We start from the raw sequence: 23,660 nt of genomic DNA, 5'->3' as shown, positions 1-23,660 counted from the left end.
CTAGCACATGCGCGCGAAGTACGTGATGTCCGAGGTCTTCCTCGGACTGTGGCGCAACATCTCCATGACCGTCGCCATGATCATCACCATGGCGGTGTCGCTGACGATGCTGGGCGCCGGCCTGCTGCTGTACAACCAGGTCGACGTCATCGAGGAGTACTACCAGACCAACCTCGAAGTGGTCATCTACCTCGAGCGGGACGTCACCGAAGAGCTGACCGCCCAGATCGAGTCCGACCTGTTGTCGAACGAGCTGGTCGCGAAGGTCGACTACGAGTCCAACGACGAAGCCTGGAAACGATTCCAGGAGACCTTCGAGGAGTCCCCGGACCTGGTCAACTCCGTCGACCCCGAAGTCCTGCCGGCCGCGTTCCGCATCAAGATGAAGGACATCGACCAGGCCGAGACCCTGATCGCCGAATACGCCGAACGCGAAGGGGTCTACCAGGCCACCAACCAGAAGGAGATCCTCCAGCAGGTCTTCGACATCCTCGGCGGAGCCCAGAAGCTGACCTTGATCATCGCCCTGGTGCAGGGCGTCGCCGCGCTCATGCTGGTCGCCAACACCATCCAGGTCGCCGCCTACTCGCGGCGCCGGGAAGTGGCGATCATGAAACTGGTCGGCGCGCCGAACTGGTTCGTCCAGGCCCCGTTCGTCATGGAGGCGGTCTTCGCCGGCATCATCGGCGCCCTCTTCGCCTTCGGCACCCTGATCGCGGCCAAGATCTTCGTGATCGACGGGCAGTTCTCGAACCTGTTCAGCCTGATGCCGCCGATCGAATGGAACTCGGTGCTGCTCCTGCTGCCGATCCTGGCGGCCATTTCCGCGGTCATCAGCGCGGTCACCGCCTGGATCACGCTCCGATTCAACATCAAGGTCTGAGACTTCACCCGAAAGACGTAGCAGACCCGAAATACCCGAATCTCTGTCGTTCATGGACTAGGTTCGGATTCCATGAACCGGATTGGCGCGCTGCTCGCGACCCTGCTGCTCGCAGTGGTCGCGAGCGGCCCCGCCCTCGGGGCTCCGACCCAGGCCGAGCTCGACCGCGTCGAGCGCGAGAAGGAGCGCATGGCCTCCCTCCTGGAGGGAGCGTCCGAAGAGGTCCGCCAGGCCGGCGCGGTGCTCGCCGAGACCCAGGCGCTCCTGCCGGGCGCCGAAGAGGCCGTCGACGAGGCCGAGGGCCGCGTCGCGGCGGCCGAGGCCGTCGCCGCCCAGGCCGAACGCGAAGCAGAAGCGGCTCGCGAGGCCCTCGAAGCCGCCGAGGCCGAGTACGAGGCCGCAGCCGAAGCCGTCGAGGCGGCCCGCGAGGCCCGCGCCTCGATGTTCACCGCCACCTACCGCGGCGCCGAGCTGCTCACCGTCGACGCCATCCTCGCCTCCGAGGACACCTCCCAGGCCCTCGACCGGCTCACCTACCTCGAATTCATGATGGAGGGCAAGAACGACGCGGTCGAGGAGGTCACTCTCAAACGGCGCGACGCGGCCAACGCCGAGAACAGCGCTTCGGAGGCCGAAGCGGCGGCCGCCGAGGCCGAGGCCGCCGCCGAAGCGGCCCTCGCCGAGGCCGAGGCGCGATTCGCCGAGGCCGAGACCCTCCGCGACGAGGTCGCGCAGCTGGTCGCCGAGCGCGAGGAGGCGCTGGCCGTCGCCGAGGACGCCGAGGCCGAGGCTCAGGCCGACTACGAGGAACTCGAGGCCGAGTCCGAGCGGCTCGCCGAGGAACTGCGCCGGTCTCAGGACGACTCGGGCGGATCGAACGGCGGATCCTCGAATGGCGGATCCTCCGGCGGCGGCTCGAGCTCCGGTTCGGGGTTCGTCACACCCGTCAGCGGCTGGAAGTCCTCGGACTTCGGCTGGAGGCGCCACCCGATCTACGGCACCGACCGCTTCCACGGGGGCACCGACTTCGCCGCCGGGCACGGGGCGACGATCTACGCCGCCGACTCCGGGACGGTCGTCTACGCCGGCTGGAACGGCGGCTACGGAATGCTCACCTGCATCGACCACGGCGGGGGCCTGACCAGCTGCTACGCCCACCAGTCGAGCATCTACGTCGACAACGGCGAGCGCGTGGAGCGCAACGAGCGGATCGGAGCGGTCGGCACCACCGGGACCTCGACGGGGGCCCACCTGCACTTCGAGGTCCGCGTGGGCGGCGAACGGGTGAACCCGCTCGGATACCTGCCGTCCTGTTTGTGCCGCTGAGGCGCCGCTTATTCGCGTCGACATACATTTGTTCGATCGTTAAGCTTGGGCGGTGTCCAAGAAGAAGCAGCCGAAGGTCAAGCACTCCGGCCCCGATCGCACCGTCGTGACCACGAACCGGAAGGCCAGGCACGACTACGACATCCTGGACACCTATGAGGCCGGCCTCGTCCTCTCGGGGACCGAGGTCAAGGCCCTACGCCAGGGCAGGGGCAACATCGTCGACGCCTACGCCGAGATCCACGACGGCGAGGCGCGGGTGCACAACTTCCACATCCCCGAGTACGACTACGGGACGTGGACCAACCACCCGCCGCGCCGCATCCGCAAGCTCCTGCTGCACCGCGGCGAGATCGCCAAGCTCCGTCCGAAGCTCGACGAGGCGGGCCTGACGCTGGTGCCGCTGTCGGTGTACTTCCAGAACGGCTGGGCGAAGATGGAGCTGGGGCTGGCCAGGGGCCGCAAGTCCTACGACAAGCGCCAGGCCATCGCCAAGCGCGAGGCCGACCGCGAGATCGAGCGGGCCGTCGGCCGCGCCGCCAAACGCGGCGGCTAGCCGGGAATATCCGGCCGCGTCCGCCCGTTGGACACGGTGGCGGGGATTGGACCCGCCGATATCCGGTGGCTCCGGCTCGGGGAACTGAGCTAGAATCGCTGAGCACAACTGAACAGGGGTATCTCACCTCAATCCCGGGGCTGATCGGTTTCGACTCCGTGTGTTGATGTGAGGGAAGCGGGTCGAGGAAGCCAACGCTGTCTCGTAAACCAACGTTGGAAACCAACAAGTGCCAACGCAAAACGCACTGACTTCGCTCTCGCTGCTTAAGCGACGGTGAAGTTGCCGCACCGGAGGCGCGTCCGCTCCGGATCAGCGGCATCATTGAGGACGCTAGGTCGACGACTTGGTCGCTGGGTCGTCGCACGACACTTTCGGCGACTGGAGCCCGTCTCACCGACTCGTCCGCGTGATCGGTGGGGCTCGAGAAAAGGCACAGCGGACTGCACCCGGAGAAGCCTCACAAAGGCAGCGGAGGACCAGGGTTCGATTCCCTGCAGCTCCACGACACCGGCCCCTCGCGGGGGCGATGCGACCGTTTGTGATCGCCTGTGACCGGCTTGCCGGTCACAGGCGATCGTGTCTCTGGGCTCTCATTTCCTGTCCACAGATCTGAGCAGGCCGGGTCGGGCTGAACGCGGCGCATCATCAAGGTCGCCTTACGGTGGGGAAGGACTCGTATCGCCTGCCTGCCGAGCCTCAATCTCGCCACGGCGCCTCGCATTCCTGCCCGCACCGGCGCCTCCGCACCCGCGGCGCCGATGCATTGAATCTGCCCGGGTTCGCGGCAGGCGCATGCTTCGAAGCGAACGAGGAAGAATATTGAGTTGGCCAGTGAGCGACGGTTTGGCAGGATGAACCGCATGTCCATCCCTTCTCGACAGATCCGTGCGCGGTTCGACGCGGAGACGATCACCGTCTATCAGGCCTACGTCCCTGCTGTCGCCGAGCCGGCCCTGGCTGCGCAGACGTTCGTCCAGCCGTTCAAGCGCGAACGCATGACCTGGATCAAGCCCTCGTTCCTGTGGATGATGTACCGCTGCGGCTGGGCGACGAAGCCCGGCCAGACCCGCGTGCTCGCCATCGACCTCACCCGCTCAGGGTTCGAATGGGCTCTGACGCACTCGTGTCCGAGCCACCCGGCCGACGGCGAGGAACACGAGGCATGGCGCGCTCGGCTCGCAGCCGCACCAGTGCGGATCCAGTGGGACCCCGAGCGCAGCCTCCGGCTGGCACGTATGGAGCATCGTTCGATCCAGATCGGCCTGTCCGGCGCGGCGGTCGACCGGTATGTCGATGAATGGATCACCGCGATCACCGACGTTACCGACCTGGTGCGCCGGATCGCGATCGACGTCGAGGCGGGCCGCATCGAGGACGCCGAACGGCGACTGCCGACCGAACGCCCCTACCCGCTGTCCGCCGACCTCACCGAAGCCGTTCGAGCATCAGCGCCGTCGTAGCGCAGCGGCTCGACGATCGGGCTTGGCCGCTCCGACAAGTGAGTACGGCAAGCCGGTTCGCGCGGGCCGGAACTAGGCCCCCTATGTCGCCTCCCGTCGCTCCTGCCTGCGGTAATGGTTCGGGTGCGCGCGTGGAACCTCACAACATCTGTTCTCCTCGAACCCTGGGCCCCTCAAAGGGGCTCGGGGTCTTTCCGTGTCCGGTCGCGGCGGAGGGTCGACTCCCGAACGGCGGGCGGTTCGCCGCGGATCACGATCCTGGGGTCGCGTGGGCGTTGATCCGTTCCATGACGCGTTCGAGGACGTCGGGTTCGATCAGGTCGAAGAAGTGGCGCCGGACCGCGGCGACGTGGTTCGGGGCCGCGTCGGTCATCGTCTCGGCGCCGAGTGCGGTCAGCGCCACGATCTGACCGCGGGCGTCGTCGGCCGCTTCGCGCCGTTCGATGAGCCCGCGCCCGGCCATGCGGGCCACATGCTTGGACAGCCGGGCTTTGTCCCAGCCGATCGCCGCGGCCAGGTCGCGGGCGCGCATCTCTCCGTCGGGGTCCTGGTCGAGGCGGGCCAGCACCTCGAAGTCGCTGACCGAGAGCCCGTCTTGGGCGAGGCCGCGCGCGAGCACGGCCTCCAAGTCGCGCCGCATGGTGACAAAGGCCGACCAGACGCGCCGCTCGCGTTCGGCCGCCGTCACCAAGAAGGCGACCATGCAGATATCCGGGCTCGGCATCGCCTACGGCCGCCGTCCCGGCGACGACCGGATCGTCGGCACCCGCGTCCGCGACCGGCGTTTCGATGACGGGACGCGGCTGTTCGAGCACCTGCGCGGCTTCGCGCTGATCGGCGCCCCCGCGATCGAGTGTGGCGACCAGGTTGCCTTGCTTCCCGGACCAGCCGAGCGGGCCGTGCTCGTCCGTCCCGACGGCCACGCCGCCTGGGCCGGGGCACCGGAGCGAGCCGAGCGGGCGTTGCGGTCCTGGTGCGGGTCCGCGTCATAGCGTCCTGGACGGCCGAACCCTCGGTCAGCAGTCGCAGACGCGCTCGCACGGCTGCATGGAGAGGACGCCGCCGCGCGCATCGGTCCGGGTCGGGCAGCATGCCTGGAGCAGCCGCCGCAAGGCGGCGCGGCCGCGCTGGACGCGGGACTTCATGCCCGACACCGAGATGCCCAGGTCCTGGGCGGCCAGGCGCTGCGTGCTCGCGCCCATGTCGACGCGCCGCAGCGCTTCGGCCTGGTCGCCGGGGAGGCTCTCGAGCAGACCCGCCGCGCAGCGCGCGGCTCGGGCGGTTACGGGATTGCGACGCTCCGGGCCTTCGGCGGGCGTCTCGGGGATCTCGGCACTCGGGCTTTCGCGGCGCGGCCTGCGGTAGTGATCGGTGAGGACGTTCCGGGCGACGGCGAACAGCCATGCCCGGCCGTCACCGGCGGGAGGCTTGCGGACCGCGCGCAGGAACACCTCCTGGAGGAGGTCGTCGGCGTCGCGCGGGTCGTTGAGCCGCCTGGACAGGAAGCGGTGCAGGTCCGCGGCGTTGTCCTCGAAGAGCTGTGTGTGCATGGTGCGTCCTTTTCGCGAGTCCCTCGTCTTCAAAGGTGCCACATCAACGAACAAGGAGGCACCAATGTCTACCACGTCGACCGAGAACCCCGCCACCGAAGCGTGCTGCTCGACCGAGGAGCTGAGCACCTGCTGCGCTCCCGAGGACAAGGGCTCATGCTGCGGAACGGCCGCCGAGGCGACGGCCGAACCCGTTGCGGCGCCGTCTTCCTGCGGCTGCAAGTGACGGCGGCGGGTGCGGGCGCATCGCCCGCACCCGCCCCGAGCGGGGGAGACCTATGAACGGCGTGTTCTACGGTTGGAGACTCGTCGCCGCGTTCGCGGTGACCCAGACGGTCGGCTACGGCGCGCTGTTCTACGCCTTCGCCGTCATCCTCACCCCGATGCGCGCCGAGCTCGGACTGTCCGTCGCCGCGGCGTCCGGAGCCATGACCGTCGCGCTGCTCGTCTGCGGTGCGGCCTCGGTCCCGGTCGGTCGCCTGCTGGACCGGTACGGCGGCAGAGCGCTCATGACCGGCGGCTCCATCGCCGGAACCGTCCTCTTGGCCGCCTGGTCCCGGGTCGACGGCGCTCTCGGGCTCTACCTGGTGTTCGCCGGGATGGGCCTGGTCTTCGCGGTGGTGCTCTACGAGCCAGCCTTCGCCGTCCTGGTCCACTGGTTCCGCTGGCACCGCTCGACCGCCATCCTGTCGGTAACGATCGCCGCCGGGTTCGCCTCGACCGTCTTCGTGCCGCTGACCGCCCATCTCACCGACCTCCACGGCTGGCGCGGTGCGGTGCTGGCGCTCGCCGTCGTCCACGGCCTGGCGATCCCGCTCCACCTCATGATCCGCAGGCCCGCCGACCTCGGGCTCCATCCCGACGGGGGCCCCGCGACGACCGGGACTGATGTCAGGCCGACCGATCGGGCCGCCGTCCGCCACCGGACGCTCCGCGACGCCTTCTACTGGCTCCTCGTCCTCGCCATGAGCGCCCATGCCCTCGCCTCGACCGTCCTCGGCGTGCACCTGGTCGCCTATCTCATCGACCTCGGCCATCCGGCGGGCTTCGCCGCCGCCGTCACCGGCCTGATCGGCGTCCTGTCGGTGAGCGGCAGACTGGCCGCCGCCGCGATCGCGCGCCGCGTCTCCCTCACGACCGTCTCGGCCGTGGTCTTCGCACTGCAGGCGACGGCCGCGTTCGCCCTGCCCGCCACGGGAAGGGCGGAGGCCGGCGCGATCGCCTGCGTCGTCGGCATAGGACTCGGATTCGGCATCGCGAGCCTCGCCAAACCCGAACTGCTGGCCGCCCGGTACGGCGCCGACGCGTTCGGCGCCGTGTCCGGTCTGATGACGCTCCCCGCCAATCTCGCCAAGGCCCTCGGCCCCTTCGCCGCGGCCGCGATCATCACCGCCACCGGCTCGTACACCTCCGTCGCCGGGCTCGTCGGCGCCGCTTCGCTGTTCGCCGCCGCCATGGTCTACGCCGCCGGACGGGTGACGGCCGCGCCGGTCGAGCGCCGGCGCGGCCCGCTCAGCGGTCGGCCCGGTGGTACTGGCGCGGAAGCGGATGATCGGCGCCGAGCTCCCGGGCGGCCTGGCGCGGCCAGTGCGGATTGCGCAGCAGCTCCCGACCGAGCGCGACCGCGTCGGCCTCGCCGCCCGCGAGGATCTTCTCGGCCTGACCCGGATCGGTGATCATCCCGACCGCGGCCGTCCTCAGGCCGGTCTCGCGGCGCACTCGCGCGGCGAACGGGACCTGGTATCCCGGGCCCGTGGGAATCTTCGCCCCGGCGAGGTTGCCGCCGCTCGAGACGTGCAGCAGGTCGACACCACGGCCGGCCAGCGCCGATGCCAGGCGCACCGTGTCGTCGCCCGTCCAGCCCTCCGGCTCGATCCAGTCGGTGGCCGAGACGCGCACGAACAATGGCCGGTCGGGGCCGATGACCTCGCGGACGGCGTCGACCACTTCGCCGACCAGTCGCGTGCGCCCCTCGAACGTGCCGCCGTAGGCGTCCTCGCGCCGGTTGGAGACGGGGGAGAGGAACTCGTGCAGCAGGTAGCCGTGGGCCGAGTGGATCTCGACCACGTCGTATCCGGCCGTGACGGCGCGGCGCGCGGCCGCGGCGAAGGCGTCGACCGTGCCGCGGATCTCCTCGACGCTCAGCTCGTGCGGAGTGCGGTGGTGTTCGTCGAACGCGATGGCGCTGGGGCCCAACGGCTGCCAACCGCCTTCGTCGTTGGCAAGCGGCCTGCCGCCGTGGAACTCGACGTCGGTGGCGGCCTTGCGCCCGGCGTGGGCGAGTTGGATGCCCGGGACCACGTCCTGGGAGCGCATGAAGTCGGTCAGGCGCCGGTGTCCGGCGACCTGCTCGTCGTTCCAGATGCCGAGGTCGGCCGGGCTGATGCGTCCTTCGGGAACGATCCCGGTGGCCTCCACCAGGATCAGTCCGGGCCCGCCGACGGCGCGGCCGCCGTAGTGCTGGACGTGCCAGTCGTTCGGCACTCCGGTCAGCGGTCCTTCGGTGGCGGCGCTGTACTGGCACATCGGCGCCATCCAGGCCCGGTTGGGGATGACGGTGCCGCGCAGTGCGAGCGGTGTGAAGAGGTTGCTGCTCATGATGGCGACAATACTTGCAGACGCCGATTAATGCAAACGACGGTTATTGATGTATGGCGTATATCGCCGTGCGGTAGGGTTGATCATGAGAGCACCCGACGGAGGAGCACCGTGACCGAGACCTTGCCGACCGCGCTGGCGCAGCGGTGGTGCGCCCTTTCGGTCCTGCACGAGCGCATCGCCGGCCGCATCGACCGCCGCCTCCAGGACGAGCACGGACTGAGCGTCCGCGAATTCTCCCTGCTCACCGTCCTGAGCCGCCAGAACGACGGCCGCCACCTTCAGATGCGGCAGGTCGCCGAAGCCGTGGTGCTGAGCCAGAGCGCCACCACCCGCCTCGTGACGCGCCTCGAAGACCGCGGCCTGCTGCGGCGCACGATCTGCGCGTCCGACCGGCGCGGCATCTACACCGACGTCACCGACGAGGGCGCGGCACTGCTCGAAGCCGCGCGCACCACTCACGACCGCGCCCTCCACGAAGCGCTCGAGGAGGCCGAGGGCGACAGCGAGTTCGCCGCGCTGGCCGCCGCGCTCCGAAGCATCGTCTGAAGAAAGGCGCCGGCCCCGCGGGAGACTCCCCGCGGGGCCGGCGCCGTCTCAGGGGCCGATCACTCGCCCGAAGGCGTCGGCAGCGCGGTGCCGGGCGGCACCGGCGTACCGAAGTTCGGAGTCCCGTCGGCGTTGAACGTGAACGGCTGGACCCGCGTCGACCGGCTCGAGCCGCAGCCTTGACTGGACGAGTCGTTGCCGTGGTAGACCAGCCAGTGCTCGGTGCCGTCCGGGGAGGTGAAGAACCCGTTGTGGGCCGCACCGTAGACCCCGTTGCCCTGCTGGAACACCGGCGTGGGCGTCTTGGTCCACGACGAGGCCGACAGCGGGTTCGACCCGGTCAGTTCGAGCAGTCCGAGCTTGTAGTCGGGGGTGTCGCACGAGGAGGCCGAGTAGGTCACGAACGTGCGCCCGTCGTACTGCAGCACGGCCGGGGCCTCGTTGACTCGGGCGCCCACGGTCTCCCAGCTGTGGGTGGGGCGCGCGATGGTGACGTGCGATCCGGTCACGGTCCACGGGTTCGACATGGCGGCGATGCGGACGGTCTGGTCCGAGCCGATCCATTCGCTCCACAGCAGGTACAGCTGTCCGCCGACCTCGAGGTACGAGCCGTCGATGTTCCACTGGTTCGGCAGCGGCGTGCCCATGAACTCGTACGGTCCCATCGGGGTGTCACCGGTCGAGCGCAGGACCCGGAGTTTCTGGCCGTCGAAGTTGGTCTGGGAGTTGCCGGAGGTGTACATCAGGTACCAGGTGCCGCCGATGCGGTGGAACTCCGGCGCCCAGTGGCTGCAGCAGCGGTCGGCGACGCCGGCGTCGTCCCACACGACGACGTCGCTCGCGGTCTTGAGCCCGGCCAGGGTGGTGGCCCGGCGCATGACCACCGTGGACTCCCAAGTGGTGGTGGACAGGTAGTAGTAGCCGTCCCAGTACTCGATCCACGGGTCGGCGCCGTTGGGCTTGATGGGGTTGGTGAGGCTCTCCCCGCCGCCGTTGTCGTCGACCGGGTCGAGGAACCACTTCTGCACGGCGGCGCCGGTGTAGGTGTACTGCGAGATGCGGTCGCCGGGGGTGGTGGACCAGTCCCACAGGTCGAGGGCCTTGTCGGAGAAGCGGTTGACGAAGCTGTGGCTGCCGTCCGAGTGCTCGGTGACCGACCACTGCTGGTTGGTGCCGCCCAGATCGGTCCACTGCACGATGTCGGCGCCGTCGTCGGCGTTCCAGTCGTAGACGTCGAGGACGTGTCCGGAGTGTCGGGCCTGGATGCGGTAGTAGCCGTCCCCGGAGTCGAGGAAGCGGAACTGCTGGTTGGCGGCTCCGGTGGCGTTGTACTGGACGAGCCCGGCGCCGGGCTCGGTGGACTGGTCGAGGATGTCGAGCGCGAGACCGGAGTGGGCGCTGGTGATGACGTACCACTGGCCGGGGTCGACGGCGGCCTGCGCGGGACTGGTGGCGGTCGCGGTGAGCCCGAGGGCCGCCACGACGGCCGCCAGGAACCCGGCGATGAGGCCGCGGCGCCTTGTCGGTGTGCGGAACATGGAGTTCTCCTACTGGATCGTTTCAATATCGGGCAGGAGCGCCCCGAACAGGGGCGCTCCTGGAAAGGGGTCGGGGTTCAGGAGCCGTTCAGCTCCGGCCAGCCCGAGGCGCTCCACTCGATCCGTTCGATGCCGAGGGAGAATCCGCCGTTCGAACCGTAGGAGTGGTAGGCCATGAGCCCGCGGTGGATGTCCTGGCCGCCGGTGGCCACGAAGCGGCCGTGGCCGCCGAGGACGACCGTGCCGCCGCCGTTGCGCATGTCGACGCCGCCTGCGTCCACGAACGGGCCGGTCGGTGAGGTCGAGCGGCCCACGGCGATCTGGTAGGTCGAGTTCGCACCGTCGCAGCATTTGCCGATGGAGACGAACAGGTAGTAGTAGTCGCCGTGCTTGGTCATCGAGGCGCCTTCGATGCCGCCGTCCTTGGTGGCCAGGCGGATCGGCTGGGCTCCGGAGGCGGGTTTGCCCGAGGGCCAGTCGAGTTCGACGACGTGGATGCCCTGCCACCAGGACCCGAAGACCATCCAGCGCTTGCCGCCGTCGTCGACGACGATCTCGGGGTCGATGGCGTTGTAGGGGTCGCCCTCATAGGACTGGAACACGATGCCCTCGTCGACCCATCCGGTCGCGCCGAGCGTGGTGTTGGTGGCCAGGCCGATGAGCGAGCGCTGGGAGCCGAAGGTGGAGGCCGAGTAGTACAGGTAGTACTTGCCCTGTCCGGCGTCGTAGTGGATCTCGGGGGCCCACAGGTTGTCGACGCCGGGGATCTGCTGGGAGATCCAGGCGGGCTTGGTGTTCCAGACGGTGCCGATGCTCTGCCACGACTGGCCGCCGTTGGTGGAGCGTCGGACCGGGATGTTGCCGTCGCCGAAGCGGCCGTCGCCGGTGGCGAAGAGGTACCACGGCTCGCCGGCGCATCCGGCCCACAGGGACGGGTCGTGTGCGCCGAGGTCGCCGCTGAGGTTCCCCGGCTGGCTCGGGGGACTGTCGCAGTCGGTCGGCTCGGGCTCCGGCTCGGGTCCGGGGTCCGGGTCGGGACCGCCGCTTCCCAGTTCGATCAGCTCCCACTGCTGGTTGGTCCCGCCGGTCGGGTCGTACTGCGAGATGCGTCCGCCCGGTTCGGTGGACCACTCCCACACGTCGAGCGCTTTGCCGGAGTGGCGGTTGACGAAGGAGGCGTAGGCGCCGTTCTCCTGGACCGTCCACTGCTGGTCTGCGGCGCCGGTGTCGGTCTCCTGCACCACGTCGGCGCCGTCGGCGGTGCTCTGGTCCCTCAGGCCGAGCACTTTCCCGCTGTGCCGGGCTTGTATGCGGTAGTACCCGTTGCCGGAGTCGAGGAAGCGGAACTGCTGGTTCTCGCCGTCGAGGCGGTTCCATTGGATGAGTCCCGCGCCGTCGGCGCTCGAGATGCCGTCGATGTCGAGCACCAGGCCCGAGTGTCTGCTGGGCAGGACGTACCAGGCGTCCGTGTCGACCGCCGCGTGTGACGAGGCCGGATTGAGGAACGCCAGTCCCGCGGCGGCGACCACCGCGGCCGCGAGCCCGGAGAGCAGCGCCGTTCGTCGTCGTCTCATGTTGATCATCACCTAGCTCAGTTGGTTTGAGGGATCGAGATGTCTCGATGTTAACGCAAACATGTCCGAATGGGCAACAGCACCCCGAAACCAACGCGTCCCGGCAGGGCCCCTAAAAGTCCCCGGGCGCCACCTGAAGGCACGTCAAGCCCAGTTCGCGCCAGCGCAGCACGGTCCTGTCGCGGTCGTCGAGCACCCACCTGACGTCGTAATGCGGCGCGATCCGCTCCCGGTACAGGTCCTCCTTGACGTCGGCGTCCGAGCGCCGGTCGCCCGCCGCCCGCATGTGGAGCCCCTCGATCCCGACCCGAACGTGGAGCCCCAGCCACCGCCGCGTGTCGAAGCGGGCCCCGGTGGTCCTGCCGGAGACGAACACGATCCGGTATCCGGCTCGGTAGAGCACGCGCACCAGCTCGATCACCGGCTCGTTCGGCGCGTCCCAGCCGACCAGCGACTCGTCGTAGGGGCCGCGCTGGTCGTGCACGGCGACGGTGCCGTCGACGTCGACCACCACCGCCGCCGGTCGCGCGACCGATCGGCCCGTATGGAGCGTCCCCATCAGAGCCAGCGCCGCCACTTCATGACCAGGTAGAGGGACACCGAGACCGAGGCCATCAGCGCCAGCGAGAACGGGTAGCCCCAGGCCCAGTGCAGTTCGGGCATGTCGTCGAAGTTCATGCCGTAGACGGTGCCGACGAGGGTGGGGGCGAACAGGATCGCCGCCCACGCCGAGATCTTCTTGACCTCTTCGTTCTGAGCGAGGCTGGCCTCGGACAGCCGGCGCATCTCCTCGTTCTGCCGCTGGGCCACCACCCCGGCGTTCACCGTCAGCATGTTGCCGAGCAGCTCGCGGAACGCCTCGAGCCGCTCGGCGACGCGCACCGTGTGGTCCTCCACGTCGCGCAGCAGCCGTTGGAGTTCGAGGTCGACCTGGTACTTCTCGAAGCCCGAGCGCAGCGAGCCGAACATGTCCAGCAGCGGCTCGACGGCGCGGTGGAACTCGATGACCTCCCGGCCGAGCTGGTAGATCCGCCGCGAAACCTCCACGTCGCCTTCGAAGACCTGGATCTCGATCTCGTCGATGTCGTTGGCGACGCCGCGCAGGACCGGCACGTAGTCGTCGACGATCCGGTCCAGGATCGCGTACAGCACCGCCTCGGGGCCGAGCCGCAGCAGTTCGGGCGTCGATTCGAGCCGGCGGCGCACGGCCCGCAGGTCGGGAGTCTCGGAGTGGCGGATGGTGACCACGAACTCGGGGCCGACGAACACGTGCAGCTCGCCGATCTCGACCACTTCACTCGGGTCGACGTAGCGGGCCGGGCGCAGGACCACGAACAGGGTCTCCCCGTAGCGTTCGAGCTTCGGGCGCTGGTGGGCCTCCAAGGCGTCCTCGACGGCCAGCTCGTGGAAGCCGAACTCGGCGGCGATCGACCCCACCACCGCCCGGTCGGGCCGGTAGAGCCCGATCCAGCTCATGCCGCGGCCTTCGCGCACGAGCTCGTAGGTCCGCTCCAGCGAATCGGTCTCGACGCGCAGGCCGTCGGCGTAGACGGCGTTGTCGACCACCGGCCCGCCCTCTGGCGCCTCGCCGATCGCCCCCGGCGGCGAGTCGGGGTCCGGGCCGGCCACGGGGCGGCGGGGCGTGCGCGGCCGGAGCGACCCGAACGAGTCCTTGACGGTCTTGGCGATCGGCCGGGCCGGCGACCGGCGTTCCGGACGGTCGTCGCCGCGAGCGGCCCGACGGCGACGCCACAGGGAGGAGTACCAACCCATGTCAGTCGATCCCCCTTCCCTCAGATCGCCGGCCGCTCCGGGCCTCCAGGATCGTGACTCGGCCCCATGCTACGCGGGCCGCCGGCGCGCGGTCCGTGCTTCGCCCGCGCCGTTCAGCGCAGCGTCTCGACGTCGATGACGAAGCGGTAGCGCACATCCGAGGCCAGGACGCGCTCGTACGCCTCGTTGACGCGGTCGGCCGAAATGACCTCGACCTCCGAGCCGATGCCGCGCTCGCCGCAGAGGTCGAGCATCTCCTGGGTCTCGCGGATGCCGCCGATCGTCGAGCCGGCGAAGGAGCGCCGCTTCATCAGCAGGCTGAACGCGGCCACCGGCATCGGCGCGACCGGAGCGCCCACATTGACCATGGTCCCGTCGACCGCGAGCAGACCGAGGTAGGCGTTGACGTCGATGTCGGCGCTCACGGTGTTGACGACGAGGTCGAAGGAGTCCCGGAGCGTCGCGAAGGTGCGCGGGTCGGAGGTGGCGAAGTAGTGGTCGGCGCCGAGCCGGAGCGCGTCCTCCTGCTTCTTCAGCGACTGCGACAGGACCGTGACCTCGGCGCCGAGCTCGTGCGCGAGCTTGACGCCCATGTGGCCCAGGCCGCCCATGCCGACGATGGCGACCTTGGCGCCGGGACCGGCGTTCCAGTGGCGCAGCGGCGAGTAGAGGGTGATCCCGGCGCACAGCAGGGGAGCGGCGGCCTCGTACGGGATGCTCTCGGGCACCTTCAGCACGAAGTGCTCGTCGACGACGATGTGGGTGGAGTAACCGCCCTGCGTGATCGTGCCGTCGGCGTCGATGCCGGCGTAGGTCGGGGTGTTGCCCTCCTTGCAGTACTGCTCCTCGCCGCGGCGGCACCGGTCGCATTCGCCGCAGGACCCGACCATGCAGCCGACCCCGACGCGGTCGCCGACCGCGTGCCGGGTGACCTCGCCGCCGACCTCGGCGACCACGCCCACGATCTCGTGGCCCGGCACCAGCGGGTACCGCTGCTTCGCCCACTCGTCGCGGACGGTGTGGATGTCGGAGTGGCAGATGCCGGCGTACCGGATCTCGATGAGGACGTCGCGCGGACCGACGTCGCGGCGCTCGATCGTGGTGGCGACGAGCGGCTCGGCGGCGGCGGGGGCGGCGTAGGCGTTGACGGTCAGCACGGTGCTCCAATGCGGGTAGGTCGGTCGCGTCCGGGCGAACGCGTGGAAGGTGCCGCCTTCGATCCTGACGGTCCTGTCGCCGATTGCCAATGGCCGGGCTCACTTCTCTTGGCCGGCGCGGCCGGATCGGACCCGTTCGGTCGCCCCGGAGCCGCCGAGTGAGAGCGTCTTGCGCGTTTTGGCCTGGTGACGCCTCGACCGTTCTTAAGATCACCTTATGTATACATTGCTGCTAGTGCTGCATGTGCTCGTCGTCGTCCTCGTGGTGGGCCCGGCGATGCTGTCGCCGTGGCTCGGCGAGCGGGCGCTGCGCCGCCGCGACGGCGAGGGCGTCCACGCGGCCGGCCGCCGCACCATGGCGTTCAACGCGCTCACGCTGCTGGCGGCCGTGTTCGGCGTCCTGGTGGCCGCCTCCAGCGACGAGCACTCCTTCACCGACCCGTGGCTCATCATCGCCGCGACGCTGTACGTGATCGCCGTCGTCAACGGCACGGCGGTGATCCCGGGCGTGATGGCGCGCATCGGCAAAGACCTGCTCGACGCCGAGGGGATGATCGACGGCGAAGCGCTCGAGCAGCACCGCGGACGGCTGCTGGCGCTGGCGGGACTGAACCTGGTCTTCTACTCCGCGGTGGTGGTCCTGATGGTCTGGAATCCCTGACGGTCAATTCAGCGCGGGGTCGGACGGGTAGTGCGCCACCGCCGAGAGCAGGCCGCCCTGGCGTTTCCACACCATGGACCAGAGCTCCTCGGGGTTGGTCGAGAAGGGATCGGTGGGGAGGGCGTCGAAGACCATCCAGGCCCCGGCGTCGATTTCGGACTCCAGTTGCCCCGGGACCCAGCCGGCGTAGCCGGCGAACACCCGCATCCCCTCGAGCAGCCCGCCGACCTCGCCGGGATCGCGCGACAGGTCCAGGGTGCCGAGGCGCCCGAGCACCGGACGGAACGCGTCCGAGTCGGGGGCGTCGGCCTTGCGCCATCCGAGCGCGATGGCGGCCTCGGGTTGCACGGGGCCGCCTTCGAAGAGCACGGCGGGGTCGCCCGCGAGACCGCCCCAGTCGCCGAGCACCTCGGCGACCGGCATCTCGGTGGCGCGGTTGAGCACCACCCCGAGGACGCCGTCGGATTCGTGTCCGACGCCGATCACGACGGTCCGGTCGAAATTGGGGTCTTGCAGCGTTGGCGTGGCGACGAGGAGACTTCCGACGAACGACTGCGTTCGCGCCGGTGAAGTTTCGCGACTGACCATGGCTCCACCTCCGTTCTGCAGCCGCCGCCGTTTCCCGCGCGTCTCCCAAGCTTTCTTGGCACGGTATCTCGCGGCAGCATGCTTGCAACAACGTTCCCGCACTTTCTGCGGAAATACACCGTGGTGTCAGGAGCCCGACAGTTTATTCCTAACGGAGCGTGGGGGAGTGGAGTACCGAAAGTCAGCGTATCCCCGTGAACAGGTCGTCCTCGGGCAGCCTGGAGGACACGTGCGACTCGACCAGTTCGAAGTCCTCGGTCGGCCACGCCTTCTGCTGGACCTCCCGCGGCACGGCGAACCAGAAGCCGTCGGGGTCGACCTGGGTGGCGTGCGCCTTGAGCGCCTCGTCGCGCAGGTGGAAGTAGTCGGCGCAGTCGACGCGGGTGGTCACGCGCTCGCTCTTGTCGCGCGCCCAGTCGCGGCCGGTGAGCCATTCGCCGTACGGCGACTCGAGCCCGGCGTCGAGCATGCCGTGGTGCAGCGCTTCGATCCGCGCCTTGCCGAAGGCGTGGTTGTAGTAGAGCTTCAGCGGCTGCCACGGCTCGCCGCGGTCGGGGTACCGCTCGGGGTCGCCGGCGGCGCTGAAGGCCGCGACGGAGACTTCGTGGGTCTTGACGTGGTCGGGGTGGGGGTAGCCGCCCTCCTCGTCGTAGGTGGTGACCACGTGGGGCCTGAAGGAGCGGATGATCTCGACCAGCGGCGCGGCGGCCTCGTCGGTGGGCACGAGGTAGAAGGCGTCCTCGGGCAGGGGGATGTCGGAGCCGGGGAGCCACCCGTCGGGCAGGCCGGAGTCGACGAAGCCGAGCCAGTGCTGCTCGACGCCGAGGATCTCGCGGGCCCGCGCCATCTCCTCGGAGCGGATCCGCGGCAGGTCCGCCTGGATTTCGGGGCGGTCCATCTTGGGGTTGAGCACGTCGCCGCGCTCGCCTCCGGTGCAGGTGACCACGAGGACTTCGACGCCTTCGCGAACGTAGCGCGCCATCATCGCGGCGCCCTTGCTCGATTCGTCGTCGGGATGCGCGTGCACGCACATGAGACGTAGGCTGCTGGACGGGTTGGACACGGCGTTCGACCTCACTGGTGGGTGCCTAAGGTGAAAGACTGCAGTGGCCCGGGAGCCGACGCGCGCCGAATGCAGGTTGTCGGCTCTGGCATTCTGTGCAACGATACTCGATAATCGATTCTTCCCCGACCGACCGACCGACGAGTCACTGCTGGAGAGCGGCCCGATGAATGAGACCTTGACCACGGGTGGTCCTGCGCCTGCTTCAGGCGACGTGGCCTTCCCGCCCGGTCGCTACGGTCGCCGCCGCCAGCCGCGCAAGCGCCGTCCGGCGGTGACCGCGGCGCTCACCCTGGCGGTGGTCGCCGGCGGGGTCGCCGCGTCGCTCCAGCTCGCCGACCAGTACGGCCATGGGGAATATTCCTCGAACCTGCTCGGTTATGACACTTCGGTGCCGGGGCAGGTGTCGATCACCTTCGAGGTCTTCAAACCCGCCGGGGAAGGCGCGATCTGCCGCGTCAGATCCCGCGACATGAGCGGCGCCGAGATCGGGTTCGCCGAAGTGCGGATCCCATCGGACGATTCCACCCGCGTCGAGACCACGTATGCACTGGCCGTGACGGGGGATCCCAATACCGGCGAAGTCCAGCGGTGCTGGACGGCGGACTGACCACTTAGCTTCGGCCCGCCGCACCGGACTTCGGTCGGCGGGCATTTTTGCTACTCCCACGGCGCCACGCAGCCGACCGCACACAGCACGGATCGCAATATTTTGGAGGATTTGGAACATATGGCTACCGACAGCACCCAGGGCACTTGGCTGACCCAGGAGGCGTACGACCGCCTGAAGGCGGAGCTGGACGAGCTCATCGCGAACCGGCCGATCATGGCCGCGGAGATCAACGCCCGTCGCGAGGAGGGCGACCTCCGCGAGAACGGCGGCTACCACGCCGCCAAGGAGGAGCAGGGCAAGCAGGAGGGCCGCATCCGCCAGCTCGAGGACCTGCTGCGCCACGCGAAGGTGGGCGAGCCCAAGGCCAGCGACGAGATCCAGATCGGCACGGTGGTCACGATCGCCTTCGACGGCGACCCGGACGACACCGAGCGGTTCCTCCTCGGCTCCCGCGAGATCGCCGCGACTACGGACCTCACCGTCTACAGCGCCGACTCGGCGCTCGGCGCGGCCATCTTGGGTCACAAGGAGGGCGACACCGTCTCCTACAAGGCCCCGAACGGCATGGAGCTGTCGGTGAAGATCATCGGCACCGAGCCCTTCGAAGGCTAGCGTCCGAGCGGCGCTCCAACTCCGCGACCGGCGTCGGCGGCCGGCAGATCCTCAGGCGATTGAGGGGCCCAGGGCCCCTCAATCGCCTTTTTCGGGTCTTACGCGCGCTGGGTCCAGCCGACGTCGATGCGTTTGCCGAACTTGTCGAAGTAGTGCAGCGCGTCCATGTGCACCGCGACGTTGATGGGCTGCCCGGCGGAGATGGGGATGTGCGGCGGCAGGCGGAAGACCAGGTCGGCGGGTTTGCGGATGGGGCCGGTGTCCTCTTCGCGGGGCTCGCTGGTGGGCGCGCCGAACCCGGAGAACAGGCCGGTGAGGCGCCGGCGCGGCTTGGAGCCGTTCTTGGCCAGGTCGGGCTTGTCGCCGATGCCGTCGGGCACGATCGCGGTGGCGCCGATGTCGAGGAAGACCAGGGTCTCGTGGCCGTGGTGCTCGTAGAACCGCACGCGGCCCTGGAGTGACTGGCCCGGCTGGCCCTCGGCGACCGGCGCCAGGGCCTCGGCGCGGGCGCCGACGACGATATTTTCCCCGTGGTAGCGGGCCACGGCCCTGCCGCGCAGGTCGTGCCAGGGCAGGCGCAGCTCCTGGTCGCCGAACTCGAGGGCGACGTAGCGGTCGAGGTAGACGTTGACGCGCGCTTCGAGGAGGTTCATGCGGGGAGTGCCGAGGAAGGCGGCGACGTACATGGTCGCCGGACGCTCGTAGATCTCGTCGGGGGTCCCGACGTCCTGGAGGACGCCCTTGCGCAGGACCGCGACGCGGTCGGCCATCGTCAGCGCCTCGGTCTGGTCGTGGGTCACGTACAGGGTCGTGGCGTCGTGTCGCCTGACGAGCGAGGAGATCTCGGTGCGCAGCTCGGCCCTGAGTCCGATGTCGAGGTTCGACAGCGGTTCGTCCATGAGGAACAGTTTGGGCCTGCGGACCAATGCGCGTCCCATTGCGACGCGCTGCTGCTGCCCGCCGGAGAGTTGTCCGGGTTTGCGGTCGAGCAGTTCACTGATCCCCAATGCGCCCGCCATATCCCCGACCGCCTCGGCGGCGTTGTCCGCACCGTTCTTCTTGCCGAGTTTCAGGGGGAATCCAATATTGTCGCCCACCGACATATGCGGATAAAGCGCAAAAGTCTGAAAAATCATCGCGGCATTGCGCTCGCGAGGGGGCAGATCATTGGCGTACGCGCCGTCGAGCAGTATCTCGCCTTCGGTGGGCGCCTCCAGCCCCGCGACCATGCGGAGGACGGTGGATTTGCCGCAGCCCGAGGGGCCCAGTAGCACCAAGAACTCCCCGTGGTTGACTTCCATGTTCAAAGAGTCCACGGCCAGGGTTTCGCCGGGGAACACCTTCGAGACGTTCTTCAGCGTGACAGCAGTCACCGTTTCTCCAGGGGTTCAAAAGGGGACCGGTAAGTTCATGTTCGTCAAGTGAGACGGTTTCTTCGACGAGGTTGACTAGGCGTAGCTTAAGCCTTGCGGCGGCTTCAAGTGTCGGGGGCCACCCTTATCGCTCCGGGTGAACCGGAGGTTACGGAAGGTGTCGCCCTCCGTGCGAATCAGTCGGGCCGCCGATTGGCGCTCAAGGGTTGGCGAGCGGTGGTTCGCAACAGTGTAACCGGTTTCACGCCGTTGTGCACGCCCTATGGACCGACCGAATGCGATTTCCGCCCGCAATTGCGGCGCACCCATTCGCGAATGCGCCGCCACCACTCGCCGACCATATGAACTCGACGCAATGCGGCTGCCGCGCAGCCGATGCCAATGGGCCCGCGCACTCGACCGCCGACTCGACGGCCCGCCCGGGGCGCGGTGGGACGAATGGGAACTACGATCACCCTGTGACCGAGCTCGTAACACTCGACGACATCCGCGCGGCGTCCGCGGCCCTCCGAGACGTCGTGCGACGCACGCCCCTGGAACCCTCCCGAGAGCCCGCGCTCCTGGGCGTCCACCTCAAGTGCGAGAACCTCCAGCGAGCCGGTTCGTTCAAGATCCGCGGCGCCTACATGCGCGTCTCGGGCCTCACCGACGAGCAGCGCGCCCGCGGCGTCGTCGCCGCCTCGGCCGGCAACCACGCCCAAGGCGTCGCCCTGGCCGCCGCCACCCTCGGCGCCCACGCCACCGTCTTCATGCCCGAGGCCGCGCCGCTCCCCAAAGTCGCCGCCACCAAGGGCTACGGCGCCGAAGTCGTCCTCGGCGGCGCCACCGTCGACCACGCGCTCGAGGCCGCCCACCGCTACGCCGAGAACACCGGCGCGACCCTCATCCACCCCTTCGACCACCGCGACATCGTCGCCGGCCAGGGCACCATCGCCCTCGAGCTGCTCGAGCAGCTCCCCGAGGCGACCACCATCGTCACCTCCGTCGGCGGCGGCGGCCTCATCGCCGGCATCGCCGCCGCGGCCAAGCAGTTGCGCCCCGGCATCCGCGTCATCGGCGTCCAGGCCGACGGCGCCGCCGCCTACCCCGACTCCCTCGCCGCGGGCAAGCCCGTGCGCCTGGAGAAGATGCACACCATCGCCGACGGCATCGCCGTCGGCAAACCCGGTGTAGTCCCCTTCGCCCACATCGAGGGCCTGGTCGACGAGATCGTCACCGTCACCGAGGAGGACATCAGCCGCGCCCTGCTGTCGCTGCTGGAGCGCAACAAACTCGTCGTCGAGCCCGCCGGCGCCACCGCCTACGCCGCCCTGCTCAGCCGCGCGGTCTCCTACGACGGCCCGACCGTCGCGGTGCTCTCGGGAGGCAACATCGACCCGCTGCTGCTCATGCGCCTCATCGAACACGGACTCGCCGCCTCCGGACGGTTCCTGCGCTGCAACCTCCGCTGCCCCGACCGGCCCGGAGCCCTGGCCGCCATCCTCGAACTGGTCGGCGCCTTCGGCGGCAACATCGTCGACGTCTACCACCAGCGGTCCGACCCCCGACTGAGCGTCGGCGAGGTCTCAGTGGACCTCTCGATCGAGACCCGAGGTTCCGAACACGCGACCGAAATCGTTGCGGCACTGCGCGACGCGGACTATTTCTTGACGGTCGCGGGTTCTAGCATCTGAGCCATGCAGAAAAGTCTCGAAGATCTCGTAGAAGCCGGCTGGGCCAAGGCCCTCGCCCCCGTGGCCGACGACGTCGCCAAGATGGGCGAGTTCCTTCGCCGCGAAGTCGCCGACGGCCGCCGCTACCTGCCCGCCGCCGAACACATCCTGCGCGCCTTCCAGCATCCGTTCGACGACGTCAAGGTCATCATCGTCGGCCAGGACCCCTACCCCACCCCCGGGCACGCCATCGGCCTGTCCTTCGCCGTCGCCCCCGACGTGCGCCCCCTGCCCCGCAGCCTCGTCAACATCTTCAACGAGTACCGCGACGACCTCGGTCTCCCGCTCCCGGCCAACGGCGACCTCACTCCCTGGGCCGACCAAGGCGTACTGCTGCTCAACCGCTCCCTGAGCGTCCGCCCCGGCGAACCGGCCTCGCACCGCGGCAAAGGCTGGGAGACCGTCACCGAGCAGGCCATCAAGGCGCTCGCCGAGCGCGGAGGCCCGGCCGTGGCGATCCTCTGGGGCGCCGACGCCCGCAAACTCCGGCCGCTCCTCGGCGCCATCCCCTGCATCGAGTCCGCCCACCCCTCCCCCCTCAGCGCCCGGCGCGGCTTCTTCGGCTCCAAGCCGTTCAGCCGCGCCAACCAGCTCCTGGTCGAACAGGGCGGTGAGCCCGTCGACTGGCGCCTCCCGGCGCTGCAGGAGGCGTGAAGGCTCCGGCTACCGTGGTAGACGTGGAGTTCCTGGCACAAGAATTCGGGCCCGACCGCGACCAAGCGCTCGCCGGTCCGCTCGGACTGTTCATCACCGTCCTGCTCGTCGTCGTGACGGTCATGCTCATCCGCGGGATGAACAAGCACGTACGACGGCTCAACCAGCGACTCGACCGCGAAGCCGCCCTCCAGGCGAACGCCGACGCCGCCGAGACCCCGAGCGAGGGCGGCGCCGGCACCGACCGCGCCTAGAGCGGACCGGACCGATGCCCCGCAGGAACCGCCGCCTCCGCGAACCGGACCGGCGGCGCTCCACCGCCATGGACTCGACCACCGTCGAAGGCCCCGACGGCCGCTTCCAAGTCCGCCGCATCACCGGCTCTGGAGCCGAGAAGCCCTACCGCTGCCCAGGCTGCGACCACATGATCCGCCCCGGAACCCCGCACGTCGTGGCCTGGGCCGACGGCAGCGACGGCGACGACCGCCGCCACTGGCACGCCGGATGCTGGAACGCCCGCGACCGCCGCCGCCCGGGCCACTTCGGTTAGACGCCGAAGCGGACTGCAAGCTGAGGCACAGTCGCTGGAAATCCGAGCGCGCCCCGGGCGATAATGCGTCCCGTGACCCTCATCAGATCAGCGAGCATGCTTCCCGCACGACGGGAGCCGATCACCCTGGAGACCGCCGACGGGCTGAACCTCGTCGGCGAGATCGCCCTGCCCCAGGACGCCGAACCGCAGGCGACCGTCATCTGCGTCCACCCGCTGCCGACCCACGGCGGCATGATGGACTCCCACGTCTTCCGCAAGGCCGCCTGGCGCCTGCCCGCGCTGGCCGACATGGCGGTGCTGCGCTTCAACACCCGCGGCACCGAGTCGCAGCAGGGCAAGAGCGAAGGGGCCTTCGACGGCGGCGTGGGCGAACGCTACGACGTCGCCGCCGCGGTCGAGTACGCCGAGTTCTCCGAGCTGCCGCGCCCGTGGCTCGTCGGCTGGTCCTTCGGCACCGACCTGACCGTCAAGTACGGCCTGGAGCCCGGCGTCGAAGGGGCGATCCTCATGTCCCCGCCGCTGCGCTACTCGACCGACGAGGACCTCTCGCGCTGGGCCGACGACGGCCGGCCTCTGGTGGCCCTCATCCCCGAGAACGACGACTACCTGCAGTACCCGGAGGCCGCGCAGCGCTTCGCGGCCGTCCCGCAGGCCGAGGTCGTCGAGATCGAAGGCGGCGGTCACCTGTGGGTCGGCAAGGCCGAAGAGGCGCTCGACCGGATCGTCGGCCGCATCCTTCCCGACCGGGCCCCGCTGCCGCGCGAATGGGACGGTCCCATGGAGCGCGGCGACACCTCGGCCTACGCCGACAAGACCGTCGCGGCGTTCGGAGGGTTCTTGCCGAAGCCGGGCGAAGAGTAAGCG

At 69.4% G+C, this 23,660-nt stretch carries 26 protein-coding genes, 1 other RNA gene and 1 pseudogene; 17 read left to right on the top strand and 11 right to left on the bottom strand.

Annotation, left to right across the window (positions count from 1 at the left end):
- Positions 1-7: 7 nt before the first annotated feature.
- The 5 genes from ftsX (at position 8) to ACYVL2_RS00705 (ending at position 4,228) form a co-directional block, all read left to right on the top strand.
- Positions 8-883, top strand: coding sequence for a permease-like cell division protein FtsX (gene ftsX / locus ACYVL2_RS00725; protein WP_460539155.1), 876 nt, complete (start codon positions 8-10; stop codon positions 881-883).
- Positions 884-955: 72 nt separating this feature from the next.
- Positions 956-2,209: a M23 family metallopeptidase gene (locus ACYVL2_RS00720; RefSeq protein WP_460539153.1), complete on the top strand. Its 1,254-nt coding sequence runs from the start codon at positions 956-958 to the stop codon at positions 2,207-2,209.
- Between the two features lie 52 nt (positions 2,210-2,261).
- Positions 2,262-2,765 (top strand): SsrA-binding protein, encoded by a 504-nt coding sequence (gene smpB, locus ACYVL2_RS00715; protein WP_460539151.1) that lies wholly within the window; start codon positions 2,262-2,264, stop codon positions 2,763-2,765.
- A 136-nt stretch (positions 2,766-2,901) separates the two neighbouring features.
- Positions 2,902-3,273: a transfer-messenger RNA gene (gene ssrA / locus ACYVL2_RS00710) on the top strand.
- Positions 3,274-3,628: 355 nt separating this feature from the next.
- Complete coding sequence (locus tag ACYVL2_RS00705; protein ID WP_460539149.1) at positions 3,629-4,228, top strand: DUF4291 domain-containing protein; 600 nt, start codon at positions 3,629-3,631, stop codon at positions 4,226-4,228.
- 250 nt (positions 4,229-4,478) lie between these two features.
- On the opposite strand, the gene ACYVL2_RS00700 is transcribed toward ACYVL2_RS00705, so the two are convergent.
- Complete coding sequence (locus ACYVL2_RS00700; RefSeq protein ID WP_460539147.1) at positions 4,479-4,931, bottom strand: MarR family winged helix-turn-helix transcriptional regulator; 453 nt, start codon at positions 4,929-4,931, stop codon at positions 4,479-4,481.
- Here ACYVL2_RS00700 and ACYVL2_RS00695 point away from each other — a divergent pair.
- Entirely contained in the window at positions 4,930-5,220 is a 291-nt protein-coding gene (locus tag ACYVL2_RS00695; protein WP_460539145.1) for an aromatic-ring hydroxylase C-terminal domain-containing protein, read from the top strand. The two genes, ACYVL2_RS00700 and ACYVL2_RS00695, sit on opposite strands and share 2 nt — an antisense overlap.
- 24 nt (positions 5,221-5,244) lie before the next feature.
- Here the strand turns inward: ACYVL2_RS00695 and ACYVL2_RS00690 are convergent, their stop codons facing one another.
- Complete coding sequence (locus ACYVL2_RS00690; RefSeq protein ID WP_460539143.1) at positions 5,245-5,778, bottom strand: sigma-70 family RNA polymerase sigma factor; 534 nt, start codon at positions 5,776-5,778, stop codon at positions 5,245-5,247.
- Between the two features lie 64 nt (positions 5,779-5,842).
- Here ACYVL2_RS00690 and ACYVL2_RS00685 point away from each other — a divergent pair, with 64 nt between their 5' ends.
- Positions 5,843-6,004, top strand: coding sequence for a hypothetical protein (locus ACYVL2_RS00685; protein ID WP_460539141.1), 162 nt, complete (start codon positions 5,843-5,845; stop codon positions 6,002-6,004).
- Positions 6,005-6,056: 52 nt separating this feature from the next.
- Positions 6,057-7,133: pseudogene (locus tag ACYVL2_RS00680) on the top strand (MFS transporter); the annotation flags it as partial.
- A 157-nt stretch (positions 7,134-7,290) separates the two neighbouring features.
- Here the strand turns inward: ACYVL2_RS00680 and ACYVL2_RS00675 are convergent.
- The gene (locus ACYVL2_RS00675) at positions 7,291-8,376 is read right to left on the bottom strand and encodes an NADH:flavin oxidoreductase/NADH oxidase (RefSeq protein WP_460539139.1); all 1,086 of its coding nucleotides are present in this window, start codon (positions 8,374-8,376) and stop codon (positions 7,291-7,293) included.
- Between the two features lie 111 nt (positions 8,377-8,487).
- On the opposite strand from ACYVL2_RS00675, the gene ACYVL2_RS00670 reads away from it, so the two are divergent.
- Positions 8,488-8,925, top strand: coding sequence for a MarR family winged helix-turn-helix transcriptional regulator (locus ACYVL2_RS00670; protein ID WP_460539137.1), 438 nt, complete (start codon positions 8,488-8,490; stop codon positions 8,923-8,925).
- A 59-nt stretch (positions 8,926-8,984) separates the two neighbouring features.
- On the opposite strand, the gene ACYVL2_RS00665 is transcribed toward ACYVL2_RS00670, so the two are convergent.
- From ACYVL2_RS00665 to ACYVL2_RS00645, 5 genes are all read right to left on the bottom strand, one after another.
- On the bottom strand, positions 8,985-10,463 hold the full coding sequence (locus ACYVL2_RS00665; protein WP_460539135.1) for a family 43 glycosylhydrolase: 1,479 nt from the start codon (positions 10,461-10,463) through the stop codon (positions 8,985-8,987).
- Positions 10,464-10,540: 77 nt separating this feature from the next.
- Complete coding sequence (locus tag ACYVL2_RS00660; protein ID WP_460539132.1) at positions 10,541-12,037, bottom strand: RICIN domain-containing protein; 1,497 nt, start codon at positions 12,035-12,037, stop codon at positions 10,541-10,543.
- A gap of 112 nt (positions 12,038-12,149) precedes the next feature.
- Positions 12,150-12,596: a phosphatase domain-containing protein gene (locus ACYVL2_RS00655; RefSeq protein WP_460539130.1), complete on the bottom strand. Its 447-nt coding sequence runs from the start codon at positions 12,594-12,596 to the stop codon at positions 12,150-12,152.
- Positions 12,596-13,810 carry a magnesium and cobalt transport protein CorA gene (locus ACYVL2_RS00650; RefSeq protein ID WP_460539128.1) on the bottom strand — a complete coding sequence of 405 codons (1,215 nt, stop codon included), beginning with the start codon at positions 13,808-13,810 and terminating at the stop codon, positions 12,596-12,598. The genes ACYVL2_RS00655 and ACYVL2_RS00650 overlap by 1 nt, the downstream gene beginning before the upstream one ends.
- A 113-nt stretch (positions 13,811-13,923) precedes the next feature.
- Positions 13,924-14,967, bottom strand: a complete 1,044-nt coding sequence (locus ACYVL2_RS00645; RefSeq protein ID WP_460539589.1) for an NAD(P)-dependent alcohol dehydrogenase — start codon at positions 14,965-14,967, stop codon at positions 13,924-13,926.
- Between the two features lie 217 nt (positions 14,968-15,184).
- On the opposite strand from ACYVL2_RS00645, the gene ACYVL2_RS00640 reads away from it, so the two are divergent.
- Positions 15,185-15,628, top strand: coding sequence for a DUF2269 family protein (locus ACYVL2_RS00640; protein WP_460539125.1), 444 nt, complete (start codon positions 15,185-15,187; stop codon positions 15,626-15,628).
- A 3-nt stretch (positions 15,629-15,631) separates the two neighbouring features.
- On the opposite strand, the gene ACYVL2_RS00635 is transcribed toward ACYVL2_RS00640, so the two are convergent.
- Both ACYVL2_RS00635 and mca read right to left on the bottom strand, forming a co-directional pair.
- Entirely contained in the window at positions 15,632-16,216 is a 585-nt protein-coding gene (locus ACYVL2_RS00635) for a YqgE/AlgH family protein (RefSeq protein WP_460539123.1), read from the bottom strand.
- A 181-nt stretch (positions 16,217-16,397) separates the two neighbouring features.
- A complete protein-coding gene (mca, locus tag ACYVL2_RS00630) occupies positions 16,398-17,249 on the bottom strand; it encodes a PIG-L family deacetylase (RefSeq protein WP_460539121.1) in 852 nt (283 codons plus the stop codon).
- Positions 17,250-17,322: 73 nt separating this feature from the next.
- Here mca and ACYVL2_RS00625 point away from each other — a divergent pair, with 73 nt between their 5' ends.
- Positions 17,323-17,889 carry a DUF4307 domain-containing protein gene (locus tag ACYVL2_RS00625; protein WP_460539119.1) on the top strand — a complete coding sequence of 189 codons (567 nt, stop codon included), beginning with the start codon at positions 17,323-17,325 and terminating at the stop codon, positions 17,887-17,889.
- Positions 17,890-18,009: 120 nt separating this feature from the next.
- Positions 18,010-18,504 carry a transcription elongation factor GreA gene (gene greA / locus ACYVL2_RS00620; protein WP_460539116.1) on the top strand — a complete coding sequence of 165 codons (495 nt, stop codon included), beginning with the start codon at positions 18,010-18,012 and terminating at the stop codon, positions 18,502-18,504.
- Between the two features lie 98 nt (positions 18,505-18,602).
- Here the strand turns inward: greA and ACYVL2_RS00615 are convergent, their stop codons facing one another.
- Positions 18,603-19,877: an ABC transporter ATP-binding protein gene (locus ACYVL2_RS00615; RefSeq protein WP_460539114.1), complete on the bottom strand. Its 1,275-nt coding sequence runs from the start codon at positions 19,875-19,877 to the stop codon at positions 18,603-18,605.
- A 458-nt stretch (positions 19,878-20,335) separates the two neighbouring features.
- Here ACYVL2_RS00615 and ilvA point away from each other — a divergent pair, with 458 nt between their 5' ends.
- The 5 genes from ilvA (at position 20,336) to ACYVL2_RS00590 (ending at position 23,657) form a co-directional block, all read left to right on the top strand.
- On the top strand, positions 20,336-21,550 hold the full coding sequence (ilvA, locus tag ACYVL2_RS00610) for a threonine ammonia-lyase (protein WP_460539112.1): 1,215 nt from the start codon (positions 20,336-20,338) through the stop codon (positions 21,548-21,550).
- Positions 21,551-21,553: 3 nt separating this feature from the next.
- Entirely contained in the window at positions 21,554-22,243 is a 690-nt protein-coding gene (locus ACYVL2_RS00605; protein WP_460539109.1) for a uracil-DNA glycosylase, read from the top strand.
- A 23-nt stretch (positions 22,244-22,266) separates the two neighbouring features.
- A complete protein-coding gene (locus ACYVL2_RS00600) occupies positions 22,267-22,497 on the top strand; it encodes a hypothetical protein (protein WP_460539107.1) in 231 nt (76 codons plus the stop codon).
- Positions 22,498-22,511: 14 nt separating this feature from the next.
- Complete coding sequence (locus tag ACYVL2_RS00595; protein WP_460539105.1) at positions 22,512-22,793, top strand: hypothetical protein; 282 nt, start codon at positions 22,512-22,514, stop codon at positions 22,791-22,793.
- Positions 22,794-22,856: 63 nt separating this feature from the next.
- Positions 22,857-23,657, top strand: coding sequence for an alpha/beta hydrolase (locus ACYVL2_RS00590; RefSeq protein ID WP_460539103.1), 801 nt, complete (start codon positions 22,857-22,859; stop codon positions 23,655-23,657).
- Positions 23,658-23,660: the final 3 nt, after the last annotated feature.

The sequence above is a fragment of the Glycomyces halotolerans genome (assembly GCF_054779575.1).
Note: the sequence above shows the minus strand (reverse complement) of the source record. Positions and strands in the feature narration are given on the sequence as shown.

Coding starts and splice junctions, on each gene's coding strand:
- ftsX (WP_460539155.1), top strand. CDS start 8: ATGCGCGCGAAGTACGTGATGTCCGAGGTCTTCCTCGGACTGTGGCGC.
- ACYVL2_RS00720 (WP_460539153.1), top strand. CDS start 956: ATGAACCGGATTGGCGCGCTGCTCGCGACCCTGCTGCTCGCAGTGGTC.
- ACYVL2_RS00705 (WP_460539149.1), top strand. CDS start 3,629: ATGTCCATCCCTTCTCGACAGATCCGTGCGCGGTTCGACGCGGAGACG.
- ACYVL2_RS00695 (WP_460539145.1), top strand. CDS start 4,930: ATGCAGATATCCGGGCTCGGCATCGCCTACGGCCGCCGTCCCGGCGAC.
- ACYVL2_RS00700 (WP_460539147.1), bottom strand. CDS start 4,931: ATGGTCGCCTTCTTGGTGACGGCGGCCGAACGCGAGCGGCGCGTCTGG.
- ACYVL2_RS00690 (WP_460539143.1), bottom strand. CDS start 5,778: ATGCACACACAGCTCTTCGAGGACAACGCCGCGGACCTGCACCGCTTC.
- ACYVL2_RS00685 (WP_460539141.1), top strand. CDS start 5,843: ATGTCTACCACGTCGACCGAGAACCCCGCCACCGAAGCGTGCTGCTCG.
- ACYVL2_RS00675 (WP_460539139.1), bottom strand. CDS start 8,376: ATGAGCAGCAACCTCTTCACACCGCTCGCACTGCGCGGCACCGTCATC.
- ACYVL2_RS00665 (WP_460539135.1), bottom strand. CDS start 10,463: ATGTTCCGCACACCGACAAGGCGCCGCGGCCTCATCGCCGGGTTCCTG.
- ACYVL2_RS00660 (WP_460539132.1), bottom strand. CDS start 12,037: ATGAGACGACGACGAACGGCGCTGCTCTCCGGGCTCGCGGCCGCGGTG.
- ACYVL2_RS00655 (WP_460539130.1), bottom strand. CDS start 12,596: ATGGGGACGCTCCATACGGGCCGATCGGTCGCGCGACCGGCGGCGGTG.
- ACYVL2_RS00650 (WP_460539128.1), bottom strand. CDS start 13,810: ATGGGTTGGTACTCCTCCCTGTGGCGTCGCCGTCGGGCCGCTCGCGGC.
- ACYVL2_RS00640 (WP_460539125.1), top strand. CDS start 15,185: ATGTATACATTGCTGCTAGTGCTGCATGTGCTCGTCGTCGTCCTCGTG.
- ACYVL2_RS00635 (WP_460539123.1), bottom strand. CDS start 16,216: ATGGTCAGTCGCGAAACTTCACCGGCGCGAACGCAGTCGTTCGTCGGA.
- mca (WP_460539121.1), bottom strand. CDS start 17,249: ATGTGCGTGCACGCGCATCCCGACGACGAATCGAGCAAGGGCGCCGCG.
- greA (WP_460539116.1), top strand. CDS start 18,010: ATGGCTACCGACAGCACCCAGGGCACTTGGCTGACCCAGGAGGCGTAC.
- ACYVL2_RS00605 (WP_460539109.1), top strand. CDS start 21,554: ATGCAGAAAAGTCTCGAAGATCTCGTAGAAGCCGGCTGGGCCAAGGCC.
- ACYVL2_RS00595 (WP_460539105.1), top strand. CDS start 22,512: ATGCCCCGCAGGAACCGCCGCCTCCGCGAACCGGACCGGCGGCGCTCC.
- ACYVL2_RS00590 (WP_460539103.1), top strand. CDS start 22,857: ATGCGTCCCGTGACCCTCATCAGATCAGCGAGCATGCTTCCCGCACGA.